The organism is Stutzerimonas sp. (assembly GCF_982611455.1).
In genome coordinates, this window is record NZ_CEXBBO010000046.1 from 1 (window position 1) to 25480 (window position 25480).

General features: G+C 59.4%; 24 protein-coding genes and 1 pseudogene. 7 read left to right on the top strand and 18 right to left on the bottom strand.

Going from position 1 to position 25480, the window contains the following annotated elements:
• The first annotated feature begins 106 nt into the window (after nt 1-106).
• Together AC2LD7_RS19840 and AC2LD7_RS19845 are read left to right on the top strand one after the other, a co-directional pair.
• Nucleotides 107-445 carry a GNAT family N-acetyltransferase gene (locus AC2LD7_RS19840; RefSeq protein ID WP_484599408.1) on the top strand — a complete coding sequence of 113 codons (339 nt, stop codon included), beginning with the start codon at nt 107-109 and terminating at the stop codon, nt 443-445.
• Between the two features lie 2 nt (nt 446-447).
• Nucleotides 448-867 (top strand): NUDIX hydrolase, encoded by a 420-nt coding sequence (locus tag AC2LD7_RS19845; protein ID WP_484599388.1) that lies wholly within the window; start codon nt 448-450, stop codon nt 865-867.
• Nucleotides 868-892: 25 nt separating this feature from the next.
• Here AC2LD7_RS19845 and AC2LD7_RS19850 read toward each other — a convergent pair whose 3' ends face one another.
• The 8 genes from AC2LD7_RS19850 to ispF form a co-directional block, all read right to left on the bottom strand.
• Complete coding sequence (locus AC2LD7_RS19850) at nt 893-1039, bottom strand: hypothetical protein (protein ID WP_484599389.1); 147 nt, start codon at nt 1037-1039, stop codon at nt 893-895.
• 593 nt (nt 1040-1632) lie between these two features.
• Nucleotides 1633-2631 carry an RNA polymerase sigma factor RpoS gene (rpoS, locus tag AC2LD7_RS19855; protein ID WP_484599390.1) on the bottom strand — a complete coding sequence of 333 codons (999 nt, stop codon included), beginning with the start codon at nt 2629-2631 and terminating at the stop codon, nt 1633-1635.
• Nucleotides 2632-2729: 98 nt separating this feature from the next.
• On the bottom strand, nt 2730-3554 hold the full coding sequence (locus AC2LD7_RS19860; protein ID WP_484599409.1) for a peptidoglycan DD-metalloendopeptidase family protein: 825 nt from the start codon (nt 3552-3554) through the stop codon (nt 2730-2732).
• A 47-nt stretch (nt 3555-3601) separates the two neighbouring features.
• Nucleotides 3602-4537, bottom strand: coding sequence for a polyprenyl-phosphate transporter (locus AC2LD7_RS19865; protein WP_484599391.1), 936 nt, complete (start codon nt 4535-4537; stop codon nt 3602-3604).
• 19 nt (nt 4538-4556) lie between these two features.
• On the bottom strand, nt 4557-5192 hold the full coding sequence (locus AC2LD7_RS19870) for a protein-L-isoaspartate(D-aspartate) O-methyltransferase (protein ID WP_029404859.1): 636 nt from the start codon (nt 5190-5192) through the stop codon (nt 4557-4559).
• Between the two features lie 41 nt (nt 5193-5233).
• Nucleotides 5234-5983, bottom strand: coding sequence for a 5'/3'-nucleotidase SurE (surE, locus tag AC2LD7_RS19875; RefSeq protein WP_484599392.1), 750 nt, complete (start codon nt 5981-5983; stop codon nt 5234-5236).
• A complete protein-coding gene (truD, locus tag AC2LD7_RS19880) occupies nt 5983-7023 on the bottom strand; it encodes a tRNA pseudouridine(13) synthase TruD (RefSeq protein WP_484599393.1) in 1041 nt (346 codons plus the stop codon). Before truD ends, surE begins: the two co-directional genes overlap by 1 nt.
• On the bottom strand, nt 7020-7493 hold the full coding sequence (ispF, locus tag AC2LD7_RS19885) for a 2-C-methyl-D-erythritol 2,4-cyclodiphosphate synthase (protein WP_484599394.1): 474 nt from the start codon (nt 7491-7493) through the stop codon (nt 7020-7022). Before ispF ends, truD begins: the two co-directional genes overlap by 4 nt.
• 192 nt (nt 7494-7685) lie before the next feature.
• On the opposite strand from ispF, the gene AC2LD7_RS19890 reads away from it, so the two are divergent.
• On the top strand, nt 7686-7988 hold the full coding sequence (locus AC2LD7_RS19890) for an ArsR/SmtB family transcription factor (RefSeq protein ID WP_484599395.1): 303 nt from the start codon (nt 7686-7688) through the stop codon (nt 7986-7988).
• Between the two features lie 53 nt (nt 7989-8041).
• Nucleotides 8042-9091, top strand: a complete 1050-nt coding sequence (locus tag AC2LD7_RS19895; RefSeq protein ID WP_484599396.1) for an alkene reductase — start codon at nt 8042-8044, stop codon at nt 9089-9091.
• Between the two features lie 171 nt (nt 9092-9262).
• Here the strand turns inward: AC2LD7_RS19895 and fghA are convergent, their stop codons facing one another.
• Both fghA and AC2LD7_RS19905 read right to left on the bottom strand, forming a co-directional pair.
• The gene (gene fghA, locus AC2LD7_RS19900) at nt 9263-10102 is read right to left on the bottom strand and encodes an S-formylglutathione hydrolase (RefSeq protein WP_484599397.1); all 840 of its coding nucleotides are present in this window, start codon (nt 10100-10102) and stop codon (nt 9263-9265) included.
• Nucleotides 10103-10200: 98 nt separating this feature from the next.
• The gene (locus tag AC2LD7_RS19905) at nt 10201-11316 is read right to left on the bottom strand and encodes an S-(hydroxymethyl)glutathione dehydrogenase/class III alcohol dehydrogenase (RefSeq protein WP_484599398.1); all 1116 of its coding nucleotides are present in this window, start codon (nt 11314-11316) and stop codon (nt 10201-10203) included.
• Nucleotides 11317-11456: 140 nt separating this feature from the next.
• Between AC2LD7_RS19905 and AC2LD7_RS19910 the strand changes: the two genes are divergently transcribed.
• The 3 genes and pseudogenes from AC2LD7_RS19910 to AC2LD7_RS19920 all read left to right on the top strand — a co-directional run bounded on the left by AC2LD7_RS19910 (nt 11457) and on the right by AC2LD7_RS19920 (nt 14052).
• Complete coding sequence (locus AC2LD7_RS19910) at nt 11457-12356, top strand: LysR substrate-binding domain-containing protein (RefSeq protein WP_484599399.1); 900 nt, start codon at nt 11457-11459, stop codon at nt 12354-12356.
• 132 nt (nt 12357-12488) lie between these two features.
• Nucleotides 12489-12791, top strand: a pseudogene (hpf, locus tag AC2LD7_RS19915) (ribosome hibernation-promoting factor, HPF/YfiA family); the annotation flags it as partial.
• 94 nt (nt 12792-12885) lie between these two features.
• Nucleotides 12886-14052, top strand: coding sequence for a baeRF3 domain-containing protein (locus AC2LD7_RS19920; protein ID WP_484599400.1), 1167 nt, complete (start codon nt 12886-12888; stop codon nt 14050-14052).
• Nucleotides 14053-14123: 71 nt separating this feature from the next.
• On the opposite strand, the gene ispD is transcribed toward AC2LD7_RS19920, so the two are convergent.
• The 8 genes from ispD to dnaE all read right to left on the bottom strand — a co-directional run bounded on the left by ispD (nt 14124) and on the right by dnaE (nt 25377).
• Nucleotides 14124-14828, bottom strand: a complete 705-nt coding sequence (ispD, locus tag AC2LD7_RS19925) for a 2-C-methyl-D-erythritol 4-phosphate cytidylyltransferase (protein WP_484599401.1) — start codon at nt 14826-14828, stop codon at nt 14124-14126.
• Nucleotides 14828-15106, bottom strand: coding sequence for a cell division protein FtsB (gene ftsB, locus AC2LD7_RS19930; protein WP_484599410.1), 279 nt, complete (start codon nt 15104-15106; stop codon nt 14828-14830). The genes ispD and ftsB overlap by 1 nt, the downstream gene beginning before the upstream one ends.
• 191 nt (nt 15107-15297) lie before the next feature.
• Nucleotides 15298-16587, bottom strand: coding sequence for a phosphopyruvate hydratase (gene eno, locus AC2LD7_RS19935; protein ID WP_484599402.1), 1290 nt, complete (start codon nt 16585-16587; stop codon nt 15298-15300).
• Nucleotides 16588-16620: 33 nt separating this feature from the next.
• Nucleotides 16621-17466, bottom strand: coding sequence for a 3-deoxy-8-phosphooctulonate synthase (gene kdsA / locus AC2LD7_RS19940; RefSeq protein WP_484599403.1), 846 nt, complete (start codon nt 17464-17466; stop codon nt 16621-16623).
• Nucleotides 17463-19094, bottom strand: coding sequence for a CTP synthase (locus AC2LD7_RS19945; RefSeq protein ID WP_484599404.1), 1632 nt, complete (start codon nt 19092-19094; stop codon nt 17463-17465). The genes kdsA and AC2LD7_RS19945 overlap by 4 nt, the downstream gene beginning before the upstream one ends.
• A 157-nt stretch (nt 19095-19251) precedes the next feature.
• Nucleotides 19252-20553 carry a tRNA lysidine(34) synthetase TilS gene (gene tilS / locus AC2LD7_RS19950; RefSeq protein WP_484599405.1) on the bottom strand — a complete coding sequence of 434 codons (1302 nt, stop codon included), beginning with the start codon at nt 20551-20553 and terminating at the stop codon, nt 19252-19254.
• Between the two features lie 167 nt (nt 20554-20720).
• Nucleotides 20721-21671 carry an acetyl-CoA carboxylase carboxyltransferase subunit alpha gene (locus tag AC2LD7_RS19955; protein ID WP_484599406.1) on the bottom strand — a complete coding sequence of 317 codons (951 nt, stop codon included), beginning with the start codon at nt 21669-21671 and terminating at the stop codon, nt 20721-20723.
• Nucleotides 21672-21855: 184 nt separating this feature from the next.
• Entirely contained in the window at nt 21856-25377 is a 3522-nt protein-coding gene (gene dnaE / locus AC2LD7_RS19960; RefSeq protein ID WP_484599407.1) for a DNA polymerase III subunit alpha, read from the bottom strand.
• Nucleotides 25378-25480 lie beyond the last annotated feature (103 nt).

The window sequence follows — 25480 nt, forward strand, 5'->3', positions numbered from 1 at the left end:
TGAAGTTCTCAGAAATCATAGCAAAGGTTTGTACGGACGTTTTTACACACTCTGGACCGAATGCCGGCTACTACTGAACAAGTTTTACCGAGCCCATCGCAGCCACATGCGCGTTCCAGCTGGCGCTCGCTGTTGGATAGCAGGGAATACGGAGATCGTTGCGGGGTTGTGCTTGACCGGGATCGGCGATGGGCACTGGCTGACTGGATTGTTGGTCGCGCCCGGCCAGCGCAATCAGGGGTTGGCAAGGCGACTGGTCGCACAGGCGCTGAGCGACAACGAAGGGCCTGTCTGGTTGTTCTGTGATCCGAAGTTGAAAGCTTTCTACCAGCAGCTCGGCTTCAGTGAGCCGGTCAGCACACTGCCTGAAGCGCTCGCCGCGCGCATGCAGCGCTACAACCGAAACAAGGCGCTCATAGCGCTATGGCACGACAACAAGAGATAAGCATGCCGCCTACCGTTCTGAAAATTGCCACAGCCTGTCTGTTCGACGATACCGGCCGAATACTGGTAGTACGCAAGCGTGGCACCCGCTTCTTCATGCTGCCCGGTGGCAAGACCGAACCTGGGGAAACACCGCTGCAAGCGCTCCGACGCGAACTTCACGAAGAGCTTGATCTGCGGATGGAAGAATCCCAGCTGCAATCGCTCGGGCACTTCCAGGCGCGCGCGGCTAACGAGCCGGACCACTGGGTCGAGGCGGATGTCTTCATAGGGCATCTTGCAAACGACGTGAAGGCGCAGGCAGAAATCGAGGTGCTGGATTGGCTGGAGCTGCACGCGCAGCAGCTGGAACATGTCGCCCCGCTGCTTCGCGAACAGGTACTCCCCATATTGCGCGAGCGACTCACCGCAAAAACGCGCTGAGAGCGCCGCTCGATACTGTTCCAGACTACGGAGAGATGGGATCGCTGGCAGGAAAGGTTTCTTCCAGGGCTTCGTCCAGTTGGTCCTCGTCGGCCTCGTCTGGACGGCGTTTGATCTGGTCTTCCTGATCCTGTCCAGACTGGGCAGGTTCGTTGGTGTCTTTACCGTTCATGATGAACTCCTCTGAGTTGTGTCACGAACGTTTAGGCCACCGTGCAGAGGAGTCGTTCGGCGAACCGACCTCCGCTACATTATTGCGGGCAAAAAAAGGGGCGGGGTTTAAGCCCCGCCCGCCTCCTTCCATGCTTCCTTTTATTTCCTGCTCATCGTCCTGATGAAACCGCATCCTGCGGTTGGTCCCGACCAACATCCTTGCCGGTTGTGCTTGTCCTTGAGCACAGGTGCGATATTAAGGCTTCGACCGACAACAGCAACTCGGGAAAATGCATGATGGCAATCGAGCCATCATGTGAGCTTATATTTAAGTTATTTAATATCAGCAACTTACGAATAAAAATATTCTGCGAAGCGTTCTGCCAGGTCTGTTTTGCAGGCTTTGCTTACATGTCCTGTAAGTGAATGCTTACATTCCGAAAAGCTTTCGGAGAAAACCGCCACAGCGAGCATTAACCTTATGGATGGATCAACCCTGGCATCTCGCGCCTGGGAAAATCAGCGCACATAAAAGCTGCCTGAGCAGGAGAAAGTGGTAGCAATCGGGAGGGGTGCGCGACCCCTTACCGGAGCGGTAAGGGGCAACTGCGTCTAACGGAACAGCGACTCGCTCGACAGGCCATTACGTTCGAGAATTTCACGCAACCGCTTGAGCGCTTCGACCTGGATCTGCCGGACCCGCTCGCGGGTCAGTCCGATTTCCTGACCGACCTCCTCTAGCGTACAACTTTCATGACCACGCAGGCCGAAGCGCCGAATAACCACTTCGCGCTGCTTCTCGGTCAGGTCGGACAGCCATTGGTCAATGCTTTCCGACAGGTCGTCATCGAGCAGCAGATCGCAAGGATCGCTCGGTCGATCATCGGTCAGAGTATCGAGTAATGTCTTGTCGGTATCCGGGCCGAGAGAGACATCGACAGACGTGACGCGCTCGTTCAGCCCCAACATCCGCTTGACCTCTGCAACCGGCTTCTCGAGCAGGTTGGCGATTTCCTCCGGGCTGGGTTCGTGATCGAGTTTTTGGGTTAGTTCGCGAGCGGCGCGCAGATAGACGTTCAGCTCCTTGACCACATGAATCGGCAAACGAATGGTGCGGGTCTGATTCATGATTGCCCGTTCGATGGTCTGCCGAATCCACCAAGTGGCGTAGGTGGAGAAACGGAAGCCGCGCTCGGGGTCGAATTTCTCCACCGCGCGTATCAAACCCAGATTGCCTTCTTCGACCAGATCCAGCAAAGACAGCCCGCGGTTGACGTAGCGTCGAGCGATCTTAACCACCAGCCGCAAGTTGCTTTCGATCATGCGCTTGCGCCCCGCCGGATCGCCCTTTTGCGCTAGACGTGCGAAGTGCACTTCTTGCTCGGGAGTCAGCAGGGGGGAAAAACCGATTTCGTTGAGGTAGAGCTGAGTAGCGTCTAGCGCCCGGGTATAGTCGATGAACTTGTGTTGCTTGACGGTTGCGGTCTTGGACCGGGTGCCAACTGAACCGACGCGGGAAATGTCGCTGATGGGATCGGCGTCCGCGGATGGTTCCATGAGTAGAACAGCATCGTCTACGTCAAACTCCGGCACTTCTTTTTTGAGAGCCATTATTGTTTTCCTGTTCTGAGTTCGACAACAGGCTCGGGCGGCACGCATTCCCTGGTAACGCTCAAGCCCCTCCTAGTGCCGGAACAGGCAGTAGCAAATCAACGCTTTGGCAGGTATTGCAGAGGATCTACAGGTTTGCCTTGGCGGCGAATCTCAAAATGCAGCTTCACCCGGTCGGTCCCAGTCGATCCCATCTCGGCAATGCTCTGCCCAGCTTTGACTTGTTGACCCTCCTGAACCAGCAGCCTGCGGTTGTGGCCGTAGGCACTTACATAGGTATCGCTGTGCTTGATGATCACAAGTTCGCCGTAACCCCGTAAACCACTGCCGGCGTACACAACAGTTCCATCAGAAGCAGCTAAAACAGGCTGTCCTAATTCCCCGGCGATATCAATGCCTTTATTCAAACTGCCGTTTGAGGAAAACTTACCGATAACAGTGCCGCCTGTAGGCCAGGCCCAGCCGCTCGCAGAGCGGGCTACCGGCTTGACCGGAGTGGTTGCCACAGGTGCCTTGGGTGCCGGTACGCTGGGCCTGATCAGCGGCGGCGGGATGGGCACCGGTGTCGCAACCACGGGCGGCCTGGCGTTTGGTGACGGAGACGAAGATGGTGTCGGACGAGTGGTTACTGCCCGAGGCGCTTGCCCGCTGAAGCGAATCGTCTGCCCGGGATAGATGACATGAGGTGGGCTGATGGCGTTGAGCCGAGCCAAGTCACGCCAATCCCAGCCAAAGCGAAAGGCGATCGACCACAGGGTATCGCCGCGGCGTACAACATACTGGCCGCTGGTGACACGGTCGCGACTGTTACGATCCACGACATGCACGCCACCGGACGGTGAACTGGCGCACCCGACGAGCAACATACCCGCCAGGATGGCGGCAAGCGCGCAATGGACTGACGAAGTGCGTATCCACTGCATGCTGGCTGTGAACTTCAATGCCCGCTCCCTTTGATCGACAAGTCTGTTCAGACGGTTTCTGCCAACGGCTGACGCCGCCCGGCGAACCATTCGAGTCCGAGCACGAGAATGATACCGGCGACCGCCAGCAGTATTGCCAGCAGCAACTGCGGATCCTGCCCAGACAAATCGCCATAGGTACCGGGCAGCAGGTTCTGCTCCAGCAGGGGCACACGCGCGCCGTGAGAATCGATGCGCCAGGTCAGTGTTTCCTTCCACGGCCACACTTTATTCAGCGATCCGAGCATCAGCCCGGTCAGAAAGGCCAGCGTCAGATCGCGCCAGCGCTGCAGCACCCAGCTCAGCAACCGGGCGAAACTCAGCAGGCCAACCAGGCAACCCGCCGCGAAGACCAGCATGACACCGATATCCAGCGCCTTAACGGCACCCAGGACGACCGGATACAAACCGAGCAGCACCAGAATGAAGCTGCCAGAAATACCCGGCAGGATCATCGCGCAAATCGCGATGGCGCCGGCGAAGAACAGGCTGATGCTGCTCGAGCTCCACTGCACCGGTGCCGCAACGGTGATCCAGTATGCAAAGCCAATACCCAGACAGAGACTGGCCAGTCGTGACAGGCTGCGTTGCTGGATTTCCTTGCTGACCAGATGCACCGAAACCAGAATCAAGCCGAAGAAGAACGACCAGACCGGAATCGGATGCTGTTCCAACAGGTAGGTGATCAGCTTGGCCAGGCTGAGTACGCTGGTGAGAATGCCGGCAAAGAGGATCAGGAGGAAATTTGCATTGGCGATACGCCACGCTTCGGCAACGCGACCGCGCAGCAACGGCCCTAGCGCGTTCGGCACAGCGCCGATGGAGCGCAACAGCTCGTCGTAGATACCGGTAATGAACGCAACCGTTCCACCCGACACGCCTGGGACCACATCCGCTGCGCCCATGGCAATGCCCTTGGCGTACAACAACAACGCGTTTTTCATGCTTCCTTCCGCTGAATGATCAAACTACAGGTCCATTGAGCAGCGGCACGAAGCGCACGGTATCCAGCAAGTGGCGGGAAAAACCGTCTTCCTCTCGAATGATCAGCATCAGTTGCTGGACTTCGCCAACCCCAACCGGAATCACCAGCCGCCCGCCGGGAGCCAGTTGATCGAGCAGGGCCTGTGGTACGTCGGCTGCCGCCGCGGTAACGATGATGCCGTTGTAAGGCGCCAATGCAGGCCAACCTTCCCAGCCATCACCCCAGCGAAAGACCACATTGCGCAACTTGAGTTCGACCAGGCGCTCTTTCGCCCGGTCCTGCAGCGCCTGGATGCGCTCGACGGAAAATACGCGCTCGACCAATTGCGCCAGCACGGCGGTCTGATAACCGGAACCGGTGCCGATCTCCAGGACCTTGTCCAGCGGACCGTCGGCCAACAGCAGCTCGCTCATGCGCGCGACCATGAACGGCTGCGAGATGGTTTGGTTATGGCCGATGGGCAGAGCGGTATCTTCATAGGCGCGATGGGACAGTGCCTCATCGACGAACAGATGGCGCGGCGTACGCCGGATGACTTCGAGCACGCGAGGGTCGGACAGACCCTCCTCGTACAGCCGCTGAATCAGACGATCGCGGGTGCGTTGCGAAGTCATACCGGTGCCGTGACGCAGCAGATTATCAGGTCCGCGGTGATTCACAGTACGCCCTCCAGCCAGCTGTCGAGACCTTTGAAAGCTTCGTGAAAGGTCCGGTCAAGCTGCAGCGGGGTAATCGAGACGTAACCCTGCATCACCGCGTGAAAATCGGTCCCTGGCCCGCCGTCTTCGACGTCACCAGCCACCGAAATCCAGTAGCCATCCTTTCCACGGGGGTTCGCCTGCTTGACCGGCGGCTTAGCCCGACGACGGTGCCCGAGACGGGTCAGCTGAATGCCGCGGATATGGTCTAGCGGCAGATTGGGAACGTTAATGCTGAGTACGGTACGCGGCGGCAGATCGAGCGACTGTTGCTGCTCGATCAGCTTGCGCGCCACATAGGCGGCGGTTGGCAGGTTATCGGTCAGCCGTGACACAAGGGAAAAGGCGAACGCGGGCTTGCCGGTAAAACGCCCCTCGATGGCCGCCGCCACGGTGCCGGAATACAGTACGTCGTCGCCTAGATTGGCGCCCAGGTTGATCCCGGAAACCACCATATCGGGCGCTTCTTCGAGCAGCCCGTTGAGGCCCAGATGGACACAATCGGTGGGTGTGCCGTTCACGCCGATGAAACCGTTCGGCATGGTCGTCGGATGGAGCGGGCGATCCAGCGTCAATGCGCTGCTGGCGCCACTCATGTCCTGTATTGGGGCAACTACCCTGCACTCGGCATAATCTGCCAGCGCGTCATAAAGCGCGGCGAGCCCAGGTGCATACACCCCGTCGTCGTTGGCGATCAAAATACGCATCAAATGTCCGTCTGCCCTGCCAGGCTGACCAGTTCACGCACCACAGCAGTGGCAAAGCATCCGGTCGGCAGGACGAATTCAAGTTGCAGAATGTCAGGCTCGGGATAATGCCACGACAAGCCGTTAATGGGGAGGCGAAGAATGCGCCGTTCATGCTTCATTCCGGCTTCTGCGAGCCACTTGGCGATTGACGGTTCGGCCGCTGCGATTCCGGCCTCCAGCGCCTGAGCTTCGCCAGCGGCAGGCGACTCGCCCGCGCCCCATAAGGGACCCGTGGGATGGAGATCGAGAAGAGCCAGCCGCGGATCACTGCACTCGGCCTCCCCCGCCTGAAAAAAACTCCGGCTATCGGTGAACGCAAGCAGATCGCCTACCTCCGCGTGATTCCAGCTACCTGCGGCGACCCGCTCGGCCAACACCCGATTGAACAGATAGCTGCGTCCGGCCGACAACAGTCGCGAGCGCAGATTACGTTGAACGGGCAGCTCCTGGCGCTCGGCATACTCGCGAGCGCCATGAACATTACTACCCTCGAAACCGAACCGTTGCAGACCGAAATAGTTGGGCACGCCGTGTGTCTTGATTCGTTCGAGGCGAGCGTCAAGTACCGCCCGATCGGCTCGTAATTCAGTCAAACGAAGCGTGAAACCATTGGCCGAGTGCGCGCCGCGTTGCAGCTTGCGCGAATGTCGGCCGGCGCTAAGGATCTTCAGCGTCTCGTCTTCAGCCTTGCTCAGTTGCGGATCGGCCCTGCCCGGCAGATGCAGGCTGAACCACTGACGCGTCAGCGCCTGGCGATCCTTCAGGCCTGCATAGCTGATATTGCGCGCAGGAACGCCTGCCGCTCGAGCGATGCGGCGTGCCGCTTCCTCAGTATTCAGGTTGCGCTTTTCCACCCACAGCCAAAGGTGCTCGCCCGATCCGGACAAGGGAATATCCAGCACTTCGTCTACCTGGAAATCCTCAGCCACCGCCTTGAGCACCGCGCTGCCACATGGGCCGCCGTGAGCTCTGGGACCGAGCAGTTGGTCTTCGTTCATGCGCTGACCAGCAAGGCGACGGCATGCACGGCAATGCCCTCCTCGCGACCAACGAAGCCAAGCTTCTCGGTGGTGGTGGCTTTGACATTGACCTGATCGAGTTCAACGTGCAGATCCTCGGCGATCAGACTGCGCATCGCCTCGATATGTGGCGCCATTTTCGGCGCCTGCGCGACGATGGTGGCGTCCACGTTGCCGATCTTCCAGCCTTTGGCCTGCACCTGCTCAAGCACATGACGGAGCAGTACGCGGCTGTCGGCGCCTTTGAATTGCGGGTCGGTGTCCGGGAAGTGTTTGCCGATATCGCCCAGCGCCGCGGCACCAAGCAATGCATCGCTCAACGCGTGCAGCAGCACGTCACCGTCCGAATGGGCAAGCAGACCGAATTTGTGAGGAATCCGCACGCCGCCAAGGGTGACGAAATTTCCCTCGCCGAAACGATGCACGTCATAGCCGTGGCCGATACGCATAGTCTGAATATCCTGAAAAGATCAGCCCGGAATTCTACAGGACGCGACCACAGGTTGGTGCCGGATGCGCAACGGCTTGCTCGACTCCAGGATTAATGGGCGTGATAAGCATCATCAACCGATTCGATCGTACATCGGAATATCACGATATATAGTTCGCCTCATCGCGATATAGCGAACCAGGTGAACCCCATGCCCGACGAACTCGACGACATCATCAAGGCACTTGCCCACCCATTGCGCCGGGACATTCTGCATTGGCTGAAAGAGCCCGAGCGTTACTTTTCCGAGCAGCATCACTCGCTGGAGAACGGCGTCTGCGCCGGGCAAATCGATCAGCGCGCCGGGTTGTCACAATCGACCGTATCGGCTCATCTGGCAACGCTGCAGCGTGCCGGGTTGATTACCAATCGCAAGGTTGGTCAGTGGCATTTCTTCAAGCGCAACGAACAGGCTATCCAAGAGTTTTTGGTACGCATCGGCCAGGACCTCTGAAATTTTTCATCGCACCCCTTCCGTTCCCTTCCGTGTAAAGGAGCAGCATCGCTATGCCTACACTTTTCGATCCAATCAAAATCGGCGACCTCGAACTGGCCAACCGCATCATCATGGCTCCACTGACCCGTTGCCGCGCCGAACCTGGCCGCGTTCCCGGTGACCTGATTGTCGAGTACTACGGTCAGCGCGCCGACGCTGGATTGATCATCAGCGAAGCCACCTCGGTCACTCCGATGGGCGTCGGTTATCCGGACACGCCCGGAATCTGGTCTTCCGAGCAGGTTCAGGGTTGGAAGAAAGTCACCGACGCGGTACATGCCAAGGGCGGCAAGATCGTCCTGCAGCTCTGGCATGTCGGTCGTATTTCCGATCCGATCTATCTCGACGGCCAGCTTCCGGTCGCGCCGAGCGCCATCAAGCCGGCCGGACATGTCAGCTTGGTTCGCCCGATGAAGGATTACGAGACCCCGCGAGCACTGGAAACCAGCGAAATCGCAGGGATCGTCGAGGCCTATCGCAAGGGTGCGGAAAATGCCAAAGAGGCCGGTTTCGATGGCGTCGAAATCCACGGGGCCAACGGTTACCTGCTCGACCAGTTCCTGCAGGACAGCACTAACCAGCGCACCGACCAATACGGCGGCTCGCTGGAGAACCGCGCGCGGTTGATGCTGGAAGTGACAGATGCCGCGATCGGCATCTGGGGCGCTGGCCGTGTCGGCGTGCATCTGGCGCCGCGGGCCGATTCCCATGACATGGGCGACTCCAATCGCGCCGAGACTTTCGGTTACGTTGCCCGCGAGCTGGGCAAGCGTGGCGTGGCATTTATCTGCGCCCGCGAGAAGGTGGGCGAAGACAGCCTCGGCCCGCGGCTGAAGGATATCTTTGGCGGCGTCTATATCGCCAACGAACGCTTCACCAAGGAACAGGCCAACGCCTGGCTGGCAGAAGGCAAGGCCGATGCCGTGGCCTTCGGCATTCCTTATATCGCCAATCCGGATCTGGCCGAACGGCTGCGCCAGGACGCTCCGCTCAACGAGCCGCGTCCAGAACTGTTCTACGCCAAGGGCGCCGTAGGCTATACCGATTATCCGTCGCTCTAGCTCCTGGCGATGGAAGGCCCGACCGGACATTTCGGCCGGGCCTTTTTTCGTTTTGGTGCCTGGAAGCGCACACCGAACCGCTTCTCGCAGATCCAGCATGCTGGCGATCCGAGACGTCACGATCACCAGCCATCGCGAGCAAGCTCGCTCTTGCGTTCAAAGGTCCGGCATTCAGGCCTTCAGCGCCTCGGCATGATGGCGCAGATGGTCTTCGATAAAGCTGGCGATGAAGTAGTAGCTATGGTCGTAGCCCGGCTGGATACGCAGGGTCAGCGGATGCTCCGCTGCCTTGGCCGCAGCCTCCAACGCGTCGGGCTTGAGCTGGCTGGTCAAAAAATCGTCACGATCACCCTGATCCACCAGAATCGGCAGTTTTTCACTCGCTTCGGCAAGCAAGGCACAGGCATCCCATTCGCGCCAGCGTGAACGATCATCACCGAGGTAACCGGAGAAAGCCTTCTCGCCCCAAGGGCAATTCACCGGATTGGTGATCGGTGAGAATGCCGACACCGATAGGTAGCGGCCCGGATTCTTCAACGCACATACCAGCGCCCCATGACCACCCATGGAGTGCCCGCTTATGCCGCGTTTTTCAGAAACTGGAAAACTCGCCTCGATCAGCGCCGGCAGTTCGTCCACTACGTAGTCATACATACGGTAGTGCTCGGCCCAGGGCTCCTGGGTGGCGTTGAGGTAGAAGCCCGCACCGAGGCCGAAATCGTAGGCCGCGTCCGCGTCATCCGGCACTCCCGGACCACGTGGACTGGTGTCCGGCGCAACGATAATCAGCCCGAGTTCGGCGGCTAGCCGCTGCGCGCCGGCTTTCTGCATGAAATTCTCATCGGTACAGGTCAGCCCCGACAGCCAGTAAAGCACCGGCAGCTTTTCGCCTTGCTCCGCCTGCGGCGGCAAGTACACGGCGAACACCATGTCGCAGTTCAGGCTGGTGGAGCGATGTCGATAACGCTTGTGCCAACCACCGAAACTTTTCTGGCAGGAAATGTTTTCCATAAAAACTCCGTAAAAGCCGATAAGAGCGCTGGCGGCTAGAGGCCGAACGAAGAAGCGAATCGTCCAGCCTTCAGTCTCCCGCGCTCCTAATCGGCTTTTTAAAAATGAATAACGGTCCGAATGCTCTTGCCTTCATGCATCAAATCGAACGCCTGGTTGATGTCCTCCAGCCGCATGTTGTGGGTGATGAAGGTATCCAGCGGAATTTCGCCCTTCTGCGCCTTCTCCACGTAGCTTGGCAGTTCGGTACGGCCTTTGACGCCGCCGAAAGCGCTGCCGCGCCAGACGCGGCCCGTCACCAGTTGGAATGGACGGGTGCTGATTTCCTGCCCGGCACCGGCGACGCCGATGATCACCGATTCACCCCACCCCTTATGAGCGCATTCCAGCGCGGCGCGCATCAACTGCACGCTGCCCACACACTCGAACGAATAGTCCACACCGCCATCGGTCATCTCGATGATGACGTCCTGAATCGGCTTGTCGTGATCCTTCGGATTGACGAAATCCGTGGCCCCCAGCTCTTCGGCGATGGCGAACTTCGAAGGGTTGATGTCGATCGCAATGATCCGGCTGGCCTTGGCCATCTTCGCTCCGATGATCGCTGCCAAGCCGATGCCGCCCAGACCGAATATAGCGACGGTCGCACCCTCTTCCACCTTAGCGGTATTCAGTACCGCACCGATGCCGGTGGTGACACCGCAGCCGAGCAGGCAAACCTTGTCCAGAGGTGCTTCCTTGGGAATCTTCGCCACGGAGACTTCTGGCAGGACCGTGTATTCGGAGAAGGTCGAGGTCCCCATATAGTGGTAAACCGGCTCGCCCTTATAAGAGAAGCGCGTGGTGCCGTCCGGCATCAGACCCTTGCCCTGGGTCGCGCGGACCGAGCTGCAGAGATTGGTCTTGCCGGACTTGCAGAATTTGCACTGGCGGCACTCAGCGGTGTACAGCGGGATCACATGATCGCCCACCGCCACGGAGGACACGCCCTCGCCTATCGCCTCAACAATACCGCCGCCCTCATGACCGAGGATGCAGGGAAAGACGCCTTCGGAGTCCTCGCCGGAAAGGGTGTACGCATCGGTATGACAAACGCCGGTCGCGATGATACGCACCAGAACCTCACCGGCCTTGGGCGGTTCGACGTCTACTTCTACGATCTGCAGGGGCTGGTTGGCGGCGAAGGCGACTGCGGCGCGGGATTTGATAGTCATGGACTCTACTCATGAAATAGTGATTTCGAGCAGTGTAGTTTGGCCGGAGAATAGGTTAATAAGCTGTTTGTGGAAACATTATTGCTGCACAGGGATAATCCTTGCACAATCGCTATCCGCGAAGCGCCAAGGAGCCGATATTGAATCGCTGGGAAGGTCTGGACGAATTCGTCGCCGTCGCTGAATGCGGCAGCTTCATGCGTGCCGCAGAACAGCTGCGAATATCCTCCTCGCAAGTCAGCCGCCAGGTGGCGCGCCTTGAGGAGCGTCTACAAGCCCGACTGTTTTATCGAACCACACGGCGTGTATCGCTGACCGAGGCCGGCTATACCTTTCTTGCACGTTGCCAGCGACTGGTCGAAGAGCGCGACGAGGCCTTTCACGCAATCAGCGACCTGCACAGCGCGCCGACCGGTCTGCTGCGCATGACCGCTGCCGTCGCCTATGGCGAGCGTTTCATCGTACCGCTGGTGAACGACTTCATGACGCAGCACCCGCAGCTGCGGGTCGATATAGAGCTCTCGAACCGCACCCTGGATCTGGTTCAAGAGGGCTACGATCTGGCGATACGCCTGGGCCGCCTCAGCGAATCGCGCTTGGTGGCGACGCGTATCGCTCCACGCGCCATGTACCTCTGCGCTGCGCCGGCCTATCTCGAACGCTACGGTCGCCCGCATACCCTTTCGGAACTGGCGCGGCACAATTGCCTGATGGGTACGGGCGACACCTGGATGTTTCAGGTAGAGGGGCGCGAGCAGCCTTTCAAACCCACCGGCAACTGGCGCTGCAACAGTGGCCAAGCCGTGCTGGACGCAGCGCTTCGTGGTTTCGGCCTTTGCCAGCTGCCGGATTATTACGTGCAGGAGCCGCTGCGCCGTGGCGAACTGGTTTCGCTACTGGAAGCCAACCAGCCACCCAATACGGCGGTCTGGGCCGTCTATCCGCAGCGGCGCTATCCACTGCCGAAGGTGCGATTGCTGATTCAAGCGTTAAAAGACGGTCTCGCCATGCGTCCCGAGTATTGCAACGAACGCGACTGAGTTGCGACTACGCCGCGCGTCTGACTACCGAGCTGACGGAGGAACCGGCCCCTGCCAGCCACGTCGAAATTCTGTAGCCGGTGCCTTTTGCGCTTTGCCTGGGCTACCCGGCGATTCAATCAGGAGGACATCATGCAGATTCTGGTGAACAGCAATCACAGCGTTAACGTAACCAGCAACCTTGAGGAGCACGTAAAGGCAACGGTGGAGAGCGAGCTGGAGCGTTTCGATGATCAGCTGACCCGAGTCGAAGTTCATCTCAACGACGAGAACAGCGGCAAAAGCGGCCCTCAGGACAAACGCTGTCAGATGGAAGCCAGGGTCAAGGGCCATGAGCCCATCTCCACGACCCACAAGGCGGACTCCATGACGCTCGCCATCGATGGCGCCGCGGAAAAGCTCAGCCATGCCTTGGCCCATGCGCTGGACAAGCTCAATCACCACTGACCATTACGGATATAGACCGGCCGAACCAGGCCGTTGACGAAACCACGAGGGACCGAACCACCCACTACGAGAGAGGCCGTGCATGAACAGATTGCTCGATCGTGAAACCATGTCCCAACTGCTGGCAAAGCGCGACGCGCCATGTCTATCGCTATACCAGCCCACTCACCGCAGCTTTCCCGAGCGCCAGCAGGATCCCATCCGCTTCAAACATCTGGTTCGACAGCTGGAGGATTCCCTCAAACAGCAAGGCCGTACCGATCAGGCCAAGACACTGCTCAAACCCTTCAATGATCTGATCGACGATGTCGATTTCTGGAATTCCAACCGCGACGGGCTTGCCGTATTCGGTGCCGACGGTTATTTCGAGGTATTCCGCCTGCAGCGTAGCGTGCCGGAACTGGCCGTCGCCAACGACCGGATGCACCTCAAGCCGTTGCTGCGCATCGCCCAGTCCGCCGACCGCTACCAGATCCTCGCGATTACGCTGGATGCGGTTCGTCTGTTCGAAGGCAACCGTGACGGTGTCGATGAAATCCCGCTAGCCGATGGCGTACCGAAGACTGTTGAGGAGGCGCTTGGTCGCGAGCTGACCGAAAAAGGCCAAACCGGTTTTGCCCAAGGTTATAGTCGCGCCAGCGAGCGTGGCGACTCGATGCAAATGGAAAGCGGCGGTGCCGCCCGGCAGGACGAGATCGACCGGGATCGCGAACGCTTCTTTCGCGAAGTGGACCGCGCCGTTCTTGAACACCACAGCCGCAAATCTCGATTGCCGTTGATTCTCGCCGCGCTTCCCGAACATCAGTTCCACTTCCGCAAGCTCAGCCACAACGAGCACCTACTGCCGGAGGGCATCGAGAACGATGCATCGCTGCTCGGCCATGATGAGTTGCGAGAAAAGAGCTGGATGGTCATGCAACCGCGCTATATCAAGCGTCTCGAAGGCTTCATCAACCAGTACGGAGAGTCGCACGGCCAAGGCCTCGCCACAGACCAGCTCGATCAGATCGGTCAGGCCACCATTGAAGGGCGCGTAGCGACCCTGCTGGTAGACGCCGAACGGCAAATCCCGGGCGTGGCGGACAAGCAGCAAGGCAAGGCGTTAGCGGTCGAGGATGACTCGGCGACCACCCCCGATTTGCTCGACGAGCTGACCATCTGGACCCTGGAACAAGGCGGCGAAGTGATTTCGGTACCTACCGAGCGCATGCCGACCGAGAGCGGTGCCGCGGCGATATACCGTTACTAGCCGAGCATGCCCAAACGATGCAGGAGGAGTTCCCTCCTGCATCAAAACCTGATCAAACGTGGCAACTGCCGTCAGGACTTCCAGCGCTGCTCCAGCCACTGCAAATCCTCTGGACGGGTAATTTTCAAGTTGTCCGCCCGCCCCTCGATCAGCCGAGGGCTATATCCGGCCCATTCCAGCGCAGATGCCTCATCGGTAATTGCTGCGCCAGCTTCGAGCGCACCGGCAAGCGCATCACGCAACGCCCCAAGGCGGAACATCTGGGGTGTGAATGCCTGCCAGATCACGCTGCGATCGATGGTCTCATGCACTCGTCCGTTGCCGCCCGCACGCTTCAAAGTATCTCGTGCAGGTACGGCGAGCAGACCGCCGACTGGATCATCTGCCAGCTCCGCAAGCAGTCGGTCGAGATCGATACGCGACAGATTGGGACGCGCCGCGTCGTGCACCAGCACCCAATCTTCGTCTCGTGCGCCAAGCTCAGACAGGCGGCGTAGACCCGCAAGTACCGAATCGGCACGCTCGTTGCCGCCATTGGCGCGCTGGACTCGCGGATCGTTGGCACAATGAAGGTCCGGCCAATAAGGATCGTCACACGCCAGACTGACCACCAATCCCTGCAGCCGTGGATGGTCGAGAAAGCAGTCGAGGGTATGTTCGATGATGGTCCTGCCAGCCAGCTGCAGATACTGCTTGGGCCGATCAGCACGCATGCGACTGCCGACACCGGCAGCGGGAATTACAGTCCAGAACTGCGGAAGCATGGCCGCGCTCATTATTCGGTGAGCTGGTAGAGAGTCTCGCCCTCTTTGACCATTCCGAGCTCATGACGGGCTCGCTCTTCGACTGTTTCCATGCCCTGCTTGAGCTCCCTCACCTCCGCTTCGAGAATGCGGTTGCGCTCGAGCAGGCGCTGGTTTTCGCCCTGTTGTTCAGCGATTTGTTTGCTCAACCCGCTGACCTGAGCGAGGCTTCCTTCGCCGACCCATAGACGGTATTGGAGACCGCCCAGCAGCAGGAGCAATACGACAAATAACCAGTTGGAACTGCGCATGGAAGGCATGGAACTAATTCGGTTGGTTTCCAATGACGATGTATAAGCGGCGATCAGCGCCATGGTCCGGCTTCCTTTGCTGATAAACGATCCTGTGCGTGAATCGCCGGCTTTGCTGGCCGACCGTGACAGCGCTGATCGTACCCCACAAAAAAGGGCGACTAACGCCGCCCTTTCTATCATGTTAAGGATCAGCCGCGAAACTCGGCACGACCTTTGTAGGCTGCTTTTCCGCCGAGCTGCTCTTCGATACGCAGCAGCTGGTTGTACTTGGACACACGATCCGAGCGGCACAGCGAGCCGGTCTTGATCTGACCTGCAGCAGTACCCACCGCCAGGTCCGCAATCGTGTGATCTTCGGTTTCGCCTGAACGGTGTGAAATTACCGCAGTGTAGCCAGCGGCCTTTGCCATCTGGATGGCTTCTAGCGTTTCGGTCAATGAGCCGATCTGGTTGAACTTGATCAGAATCGAATTACCGATGCCCTTCTCGATGCCTTCCTTCAGAATCTTGGTGTTGGTCACGAACAAGTCATCGCCAACCAACTGCACCTTGCTGCCGATCTTGTCAGTAAGCACCTTCCAGCCATCCCAGTCGGACTCGTCCATGCCATCTTCGATCGAGATGATTGGATAACGCTCGGACAGGCCGGCCAGGTAATCGGCGAAGCCAGCGGCGTCGAACACTTTGCCTTCGCCAGCCAAATCATACTTGTCATTCTCGAAGAATTCGCTGGAAGCGCAGTCGAGCGCCAGGGTCACGTCGTCGCCCAGCGTGTAGCCGGCATTGGCCACGGCTTCGGAGATGACCGCCAATGCCTCTTCGTTGGAAGCGAGGTTGGGGGCGAAGCCTCCCTCATCACCGACCGAGGTGCTCAGGCCACGCGCCTTGAGCACGGCCTTGAGGTGATGAAAGATCTCAGCGCCCATACGCAGAGCATCGGCAAAGGTCTTGGCGCCGACCGGTTGCACCATGAATTCCTGGATGTCGACGTTGTTGTCGGCATGCTCGCCGCCGTTGATGATGTTCATCATCGGCACCGGCATGGAGTACTGGCCAGGCGTGCCGTTGAGGTTGGCGATGTGCGCATACAACGGCAAGTCTTGGTCCTGCGCAGCGGCCTTGGCGGCAGCCAGGGATACGGCGAGGATGGCATTGGCACCTAGGGAAGCCTTGTTCTCGGTCCCGTCCAATTCGATCATCGCGCGATCCAGCGCCTGCTGATCGAGTGGATCCTTGCCCAGCAGCAGATCACGGATAGGGCCGTTGATGTTGCTGACGGCCTTCAGTACACCCTTGCCCATATAACGGCTCTTGTCGCCATCACGCAGCTCCAGCGCCTCGCGCGAACCGGTGGAAGCGCCGGACGGCGCGCAAGCGCTGCCGATGATGCCGTTATCCAGAATAACGTCCGCTTCCACGGTGGGGTTGCCACGGGAGTCGAGAACCTCACGCCCTTTGATATCGACGATCTTTGCCATTTTTATTAACACTCCGTAGATAGCTGAAAAGCTTCAAGCAGTTTCGATTGGCGGGAAATTCTTGATCAGATCATCCAGCTGTTTGAGCTGAGCGAGGAAAGGTTCGAGCTTGTCGAGGCGCAAGGCGCAAGGGCCGTCGCACTTCGCATTGTCCGGATCGGGATGGGCTTCAAGGAACAGCCCGGCAAGGCCCTGGCTAAGTCCGGCCTTGGCCAGATCGGTCACCTGAGCACGGCGGCCACCGGCAGAGTCGGCACGGCCGCCGGGCATCTGCAGGGCGTGGGTGACGTCGAAGATCACCGGATACTGCATTCGCTTCATGATGTCGAAGCCGAGCATGTCGACGACCAAATTGTTGTAGCCGAAGGACGAACCGCGCTCGCAAAGAATCAGTTGATCGTTACCGGCCTCCTCGCACTTGGCGAGGATGTGCTTCATTTCCTGCGGCGCGAGGAACTGAGCCTTCTTGATGTTGATCACTGCACCGGTCTTGGCCATGGCAACTACGAGATCGGTCTGGCGCGACAGGAAAGCCGGTAACTGGAGGATGTCGCACACCTCTGCCACCGGCTGCGCCTGATGCGGTTCGTGCACATCGGTGATAACCGGCACGCCAAAAGCCTTCTTCACCTCTTCGAAGATACGCATCCCCTCCTCCAGCCCTGGGCCACGAAAGGAGTTGATCGAGGAGCGATTGGCCTTGTCGAAACTGGCCTTGAACACATAAGGAATACCGAGCTTCTCGGTGACCTTCACATAGGTTTCGCAAATCTGCAGCGCCAGGTCACGGGACTCCAGCACGTTCATGCCGCCAAAAAGCACGAACGGTTTGTCGTTGGCGATCTCGATATTACCGACGCGTATGGTCTTCTGGCTCATGCTTTGCTCGCCTTGTAGTCCAGCGCAGCCTTGACGAAGCCGCTGAACAGCGGATGGCCGTCGCGAGGCGTGGACGTGAATTCGGGGTGGAACTGGCAAGCCACGAACCATGGATGATCCGGCGCTTCGATCACCTCGACCAAGGCGCCATCGCCAGAGCGGCCGGTGATCTTCAGGCCCGCCGCCTGCAGCTGCGGCAGCAGATTGTTGTTCACTTCGTAGCGATGGCGGTGACGCTCGACGATGCGCTCTTTGCCGTAGCAAGCAAACACATTGGAGCCGGATTCGAGACCACATTCCTGGGCGCCGAGACGCATGGTCCCGCCTAGATCGGAGGCATCGGTGCGGGTTTCCACGGTGCCGGTGGCATCTGCCCACTCGGTGATCAGGCCGACGACCGGATGGCTGCTGTCCTTGTCGAACTCGGTGGAGTTGGCATCCGTCCAGCCGAGCACGTCGCGGGCAAACTCAATCACCGCGACCTGCATGCCGAGGCAGATACCCAGGTACGGAATCTTGTTTTCACGGGCGTATTTGACGGTGGTGATTTTGCCTTCCACGCCGCGCAGACCGAAACCACCCGGGACCAGGATCGCGTCCATGCCTTCCAGCAGGCCGGTGCCCTGGTTTTCGATGTCTTCGGAGTCGATATAACGGAGATTCACTTTGGTACGGCTCTGGATGCCAGCGTGGCTCATCGCCTCGATCAGAGATTTATAGGCATCCAGAAGTTCCATGTACTTGCCGACCATGGCGATGTTGACTTCTTTCTCAGGGTTCAGCTTGGCATCGACCACGCGATCCCACTCGGACAGATCGGCACCGCCGCATTCCAGCCCGAAACGCTCGACCACGAAGTCATCCAAACCTTGAGCATGCAGCACGCCGGGAATCTTGTAGATGGTGTCGACGTCTTCCAAGCTGATCACTGCGCGCTCTTCAACGTTGGTGAACAGCGCAATCTTGCGGCGCGAGGAGACGTCGACCGGATGATCGGAGCGGCAGACCAGCACGTCCGGCTGCAGGCCGATGGAACGTAATTCTTTGACCGAATGCTGGGTCGGCTTGGTCTTGGTTTCGCCAGCGGTGGCGATGTAGGGAACCAGCGTCAAGTGCATCAGCATCGCGCGCTTGGCGCCGACTTCGACACGCAGCTGGCGGATCGCTTCGAGGAAAGGTTGCGATTCGATGTCGCCCACGGTGCCGCCAACTTCCACCAGCGCCACGTCCGCATCGCCGGCGCCCTTGATGATACGGCGCTTGATCTCGTCGGTGATGTGCGGGATCACTTGGATGGTCGCACCCAGATAATCGCCGCGACGCTCACGACGCAGCACGTCTTCGTAGACGCGACCGGTGGTGAAGTTGTTGCCTTTGGTCATCGTGGTGCGGATGAACCGCTCGTAGTGACCCAGGTCGAGGTCGGTCTCGGCGCCGTCGTGTGTGACGAACACTTCGCCGTGCTGGAACGGGCTCATAGTACCCGGATCGACGTTGATGTAAGGGTCCAGCTTGAGCATCGTGACCTTCAGGCCCCGCGCCTCCAGGATGGCCGCCAATGAAGCCGAGGCGATGCCTTTCCCCAATGAAGAAACAACACCACCCGTGACGAAGATGTAGCGCGTCATGAAAAACCCTAGAAGTCTGCGTTAAGCGGTCAGCGCCGCCGGGGAAAAGCGAAGGTGCCACTGCGCCGAAGGCAGCAATAGCGCAACTGCCACGGCTTTCGAAGAAAACCACAGAAGCTGTATTGGGACGGGAGCGTAGTCTACTTGAAAGACCCTATCAGCTCAAACCGGGCATCACCGGCGGCGTCCAGACCAACGATAGTGCCTCGGCATCGAACTGTGGCAGATTGGCGACGGCAATCAGCTCACCATCACGGTAGAGCAGCGGCAGTCGCGAGCGCACGAACCCCGGCAAGCCAACTTCGTTGAGCAGCCGCTTGAGGTCACGTCGCCCTCGCCCGGGTAATCGCAACGACTCTCCGCCCTGACGGTAACGCACCCGTAGATCACCGGCACCGCGATTACCGGCCAAACGCAGGCTGCCATTGTCTGGTAGCAGCAGACTCGTATCCGGCTGTAGCCGTTCAACGGGGTCAGCAGGTGCCGCCAGCCAAGGCCCGGATAGCCACCAGATACAACCATCGCCCCGATGCAACTCGCCTGCAGCCAGCCGCCAGATCGGAGCGGCATCCGCAGCCGCGTCGCGCAATGCGTCCCAGCCGGCCCAATGATCGGTATCGGGCAACGTCGTGAAATCGCCCAGCCAATGCCGCAGGGCATTGCGCTGACGCGCAGGACCGAGCGCTTTCAACGACTGCAGAGAGAGGCTTGGTATCGGCAGCCACTGAATCCGGGGTCGCGCCTGGGCAGCTTGAAGATCGGCCTTGGCCAGCTCGTCCAGCAGCTCCTGCGCCTCGCTTAGATGCGCTGCGGCGCGAGCCATATTGACAGCGGCTTGCGGCCAGCGCTGCTGTATGACCGGCAGAACCTGGTGGCGAAGATAGTTACGCGAGTGGTCGAGGCACTGATTGCTCGGATCTTCGATCCAATCGAGCCCTTGCTCCCGCGCATAGGCTTCCAGTTCGTCCCGGTCGATGGCCAACAGTGGCCGCACCAGTCTCCCGGCACCGAGGGCCCGATCGGCAGGTATGCTGGCAAGCCCGCGCACGCCGGCACCGCGCAGAAGGCGAAAGAGCATGGTTTCGGCCTGATCATCGCGATGCTGGGCAGTTAACAATACCTCGGCTGGATCCAGGCTCTCGGCAAATGCGCCGTAGCGCGCCTCCCGAGCCGCGCGCTCGAGGCTGGGACCTGCCGCGACGTGTACGCGCACGACCTGCAGCTCCACGCCCAGCCGCTTGCAGACTGAGCGACAATGATTCACCCAGCCGTCGGCGGCAGGCTGCAGTCCGTGATGAATGTGGATTGCGCTTATTGCGGGGACGTTTTCTCGCGCCGATAGCCGTACCAGCAGATGCAACAGCACGGTGGAATCGAGCCCGCCGGAAAACGCCACGCGCCATCGCGGCGCGGCGCGCCAGGGTTTCAATGCGTCAAGCAGGCGAGACTCGAGGAGCATTGGGACTCCGCTCGGAAAGAACAGACAAAAGCATAAGACCAGAAAGATCGAACGCCAGCCAATCCATGTGATGCCTATCTGAAAGCCGTAATAGTTGGCGAAGATTAATTGGCACGCATAAAAAACGGCGGGAAAGCCCGCCGTTTTCTCAGCCGATCACGCGATGATCAGGCGATGCCATAGCTCATCAGCCGCTCGTAGCGGCGCTTGAGCAAGGCCTCAGCGTCGAGCCCTTTGAGCATATCGAGTTGAGCAGTCAGCTCTTCACGCAACGAGGCAGCCGTCACCGCCGGATTACGATGGGCGCCGCCCAACGGCTCGGAAATAACTTTGTCGACAATACCAAGGTCTTTCAGGCGCTCAGCGGTAACGCCCATGGCCTCGGCCGCTTCCGGCGCCTTTTCGGCGGTGCGCCAGAGAATCGAGGCGCAGCCTTCCGGCGAAATCACCGCATAGGTGGAATATTGCAGCATGTTCAGTTGGTCGCAGACGCCAATCGCCAGTGCCCCGCCCGAACCGCCCTCACCAATCACCGTCGCGATGATCGGTGTCTTCAGACGCGCCATAACGCGAAGGTTCCAGGCGATCGCTTCGCTCTGGTTGCGTTCTTCGGCGTCAATGCCCGGATAGGCGCCAGGAGTATCGATGAAGGTCAGGATCGGCATTTTGAAACGCTCGGCCATTTCCATCAGGCGACAGGCCTTGCGATAGCCCTCGGGGCGCGGCATACCGAAGTTACGGCGGACCTTCTCGCGGACTTCGCGTCCCTTCTGATGACCGATGATCATTACCGGATCACCGTTGAGGCGAGCAGTACCACCAACGATCGCAGCGTCATCGGAGAAGTGGCGATCGCCGTGCAGCTCTTCGAACTCGGTGAACAGATGATTGATGTAATCCAGCGTGTAGGGGCGCTGCGGGTGTCGAGCCAGGCGAGCGATCTGCCAACTGGTGAGGTTGCCGAAGATGCTCTCGGTGAGCGACTCGCTCTTGTCCCGCAGGCGAGCAATCTCATCACCAATATTCAGCGAGTTGTCGTTACCAACCAGGCGCAATTCTTCGATCTTGGCTTGCAGGTCGGCGATCGGCTGTTCGAAATCGAGAAAATTCGGGTTCATAGGCATCCGTCATGCGTCGACGGCCAGGCGGCCGGGAAGCTGTTCCGTTTTTTGCGCCCTACCTTACGGGACGGGCGCATTCAGGTCGAACAAAATGTTCGCAATCATGACCCGATCCAGGATCAGGTCGCTCGGTCGCCATCCGGGTCGCACGCCTTGCTCGGCACGGACCCGCTGACTCCCGCTATCGGTATTGCAAAAAGACGTTGTCGCGCCCGAACTGGTCACGCAATGCCTGAATCAAGTTATCCGCCGGGTCGATTCGCCAACTTTCGCCGAACTGCAACAGAGCCCGCGCATCGCTCCCGGTGTATTCCAGCGTGATCGGGCAAGCGCCGCGGTGACGTCCGCAGACATCCGCCAGCCAGCGTACCCGATCCCCTCTCAACGCATCGCCAGCGACCTTGACCCGCAGGCTCTCGGCCAGTCCGGTACGTGCTTCCTCCAGGCTCATCACGCGCTTGGCACGCAGGCGCAGGCCACCGGAGAAATCGTCGTTGCTGACCTCACCCTCGACCACTACCAACGCGTCGGTCTGCAACAATGCTTGTGCGCTATTGAAGGCCTCAGCGAAGAGCGAGGCCTCGATCCGCCCGGAGCGGTCATCAAGGGTGATGAAACCCATCTTGTCGCCCTTCTTGTTCTTCATTACCCGCAAATTGACGATCAGGCCCGCAATGGTCTGCTCGCCCCGCGCCGGGCGCAAATCGATGATCCGCTGGCGGGCGAAGCGACGCACCTCCCCTTCGTACTCATCGATCGGATGACCGGTGAGGTAAAGCCCGAGAGTGTCTTTCTCGCCCTTGAGGCGCTCTTTGAGCGACAGCTCGCGTGCTTTGCGGTGGTTGACATAAACGTCTGCCTCGGGCTCGGCGAAGAGACCGCCGAACAGGTCCATATGACCACTGTCGAGGCTGCGCGCCGTCTGCTCGGCAGACTGGACGGCTTCCTCCATGGCCGACAGCAAAACCGCACGGTTGCGATCGATATTAGCTTGGTAGGTCTTGGGCTCGTCGGAAAAATAGGGACCGAGACGGTCCAGCGCACCGCCGCGAATCAGCGCTTCCAAGGTGCGCTTATTGATCCGCTTGAGGTCGACACGGCTGCAAAAATCGAACAGATCCGTGAACGGTCCACCCTCACTGCGGCATTCGACGATGGCTTCTACCGGCCCTTCGCCGACGCCCTTGATCGCGCCCAGGCCATAAATGATTCGGCCATCGTCGCTGACGGTGAACTTGAACTCGGAGTTGTTCACGTCTGGCGCGTCGATGCGCAGCTTCATGCTGCGGCACTCTTCGATCAGCGTGACCACCTTATCGGTGTTGTGCATGTCCGCCGAGAGCACCGCGGCCATGAACGGCGACGGATGATGCGCCTTGAGCCAGGCGGTCTGATAAGACACCAGGCCATAAGCAGCGGAGTGCGACTTGTTGAAGCCGTAACCGGCAAACTTTTCCACCAGATCGAAAATATTGCCCGCCAGATCGGCATCGATACCATTCGTCGTGCAGCCTTCGATAAAGCCGCCGCGCTGCTTGGCCATCTCCTCGGGCTTCTTCTTACCCATGGCGCGGCGCAGCATATCTGCACCGCCAAGCGTGTAGCCGGCCATGACCTGGGCGATCTGCATCACCTGCTCTTGGTACAAAATAATGCCGTAGGTCGGTGCCAGTACCGGCTTAAGCCCCTCGTACTGGTAGTCCGAATGCGGGTAGGAAATTTCCGCGCGGCCGTGCTTACGGTTGATGAAGTCGTCGACCATGCCCGACTGCAGCGGGCCGGGCCGGAACAGGGCCACCAGGGCGATGAGATCTTCCAGGCAGTCCGGTTTGAGCTTCTTGATCAGCTCCTTCATGCCGCGTGATTCGAGCTGGAACACCGCCGTGGTTTCGGCCTTTTGCAGCAGTGAGAAGGTCGGCTTGTCGTCTAGCGGAATGAAGTCGATGTTCAGCGACTCCAGGCCTTTCTTGGCCTGCTCGCGATTGATCGTCTCCATGGCCCATTTGATGATGGTCAGGGTGCGCAAGCCAAGAAAGTCGAACTTGACCAGACCGGCAGACTCAACGTCGTCTTTGTCGAACTGGGTTACCAGACTGCCGCCCTCGTCATCGCAGGCAATCGGCGCGAAATCGGTGAGCTTGGTTGGCGCGATCACCACGCCACCGGCGTGTTTACCGGTGCCGCGGGTAATGCCCTCGAGCTTGAGCGCCATGTCCCAAATTTCCCGGGCGTCTTCATCGACCGCGAGAAAATCACGCAGCGGCTCTTCCATTTCGTAGGCTTTTTCCAGCGTCATGCCGACCTCGAAAGGGATCATCTTAGACAGACGATCGGCGAGTCCGTAGGACTTGCCCTGTACCCGCGCCACGTCGCGCACCACCGCCTTGGCCGCCATGGTGCCGAAGGTAATGATCTGGCTTACCGCGTTGCGGCCGTACTTTTCGGCTACGTAATCGATGACGCGGTCACGGCCATCCATGCAGAAGTCGACGTCGAAGTCGGGCATGGAGACCCGCTCGGGGTTGAGGAAGCGTTCGAAAAGCAGATCATAGGCCAGCGGGTCGAGATCGGTGATTTTCTGCACATATGCGACCAGCGAACCGGCACCCGAGCCGCGTCCAGGCCCCACCGGCACGCCATTACTCTTGGCCCACTGGATGAAGTCCATAACGATCAGGAAATAACCCGGGAAGCCCATCTGAATGATGATGTCCAGCTCGAAATTCAGCCGATCGACATAGACCTGCTTTTTCGCTTCGTAGTCCGGTGTTTGCTTGGGCAGCAGGACCTCGAGGCGCTCCTCGAGACCATCGAACGACACCTTGCGGAAGTATTCGTCCATGGTCATACCTTCCGGCACCGGGAAATCGGGCAGGAAGTAAGTACCGAGCTGCACTTCGATGTTGCAACGTTTGGCGATCTCTACGGTATTTTCCAACGCCTCGGGCAGGTCGCTGAACAGCTCCCACATTTCTTCGGGCGTTTTCAGATACTGTTGGTCGGAGTAGTTGCGCGGTCGACGTGAATCGTCGAGCGTTCGGCTTTCTCCGATGCAAACGCGTGTTTCGTGCGCCTCGAAGTCCTCTTGCTTAAGGAAGCGCACATCGTTAGTCGCCACCAGTGGGACATTGCAGCGCTGAGCCAACGCGACCGCGGCATGTAGATGTTCTTCGTCATTGACGCGGCTGGTGCGTTGTACTTCGAGATAGAAACGCTGTGTAAACACCGCCTGCCACTCGGCCAGTAGCGCCTCAGCCGCTGGCTCGTCGCCCTCGAGCAGGGCATGCCCAATCTCCCCTTCCTTGGCGCCAGACAGCGCAATCAGACCTTCAGCAGCCCCCTTGACCCAGTCACGCTCGATGATGATCTGATCGTTGCGCTGGCCATCCGTCCAGCCGCGCGACACCAACTCGGTGAGATTGCGATAACCCTTGATATCCATCGCCAGCAGTGTCAGCCGACTGAGCGGACCATCTTCGTCGCGACTGGCAAGCCAGATATCGGCGCCACAGATCGGCTTGATCCCAGCCCCTTGCGCTGCCTTGTAGAACTTGACCAGCGAACACATGTTGCTTTGATCGGTAACCGCCACCGCCGGCATGCCTGTACTCGCCACCGATTTGACCAATGGCTTGACGCGCACCAGTCCATCGACCAGAGAATATTCGGTGTGCAGGCGGAGATGGACGAAAGAGACGGGCATGAACGAACCTTGGACTGGCGAAACGACAAGCCCGGGATTGTACTGGAAATAGGCTGGAGGCTGGAGGCTGGAGGCTGGAGGCTGGAGGCTGGAGGCTGGAGGC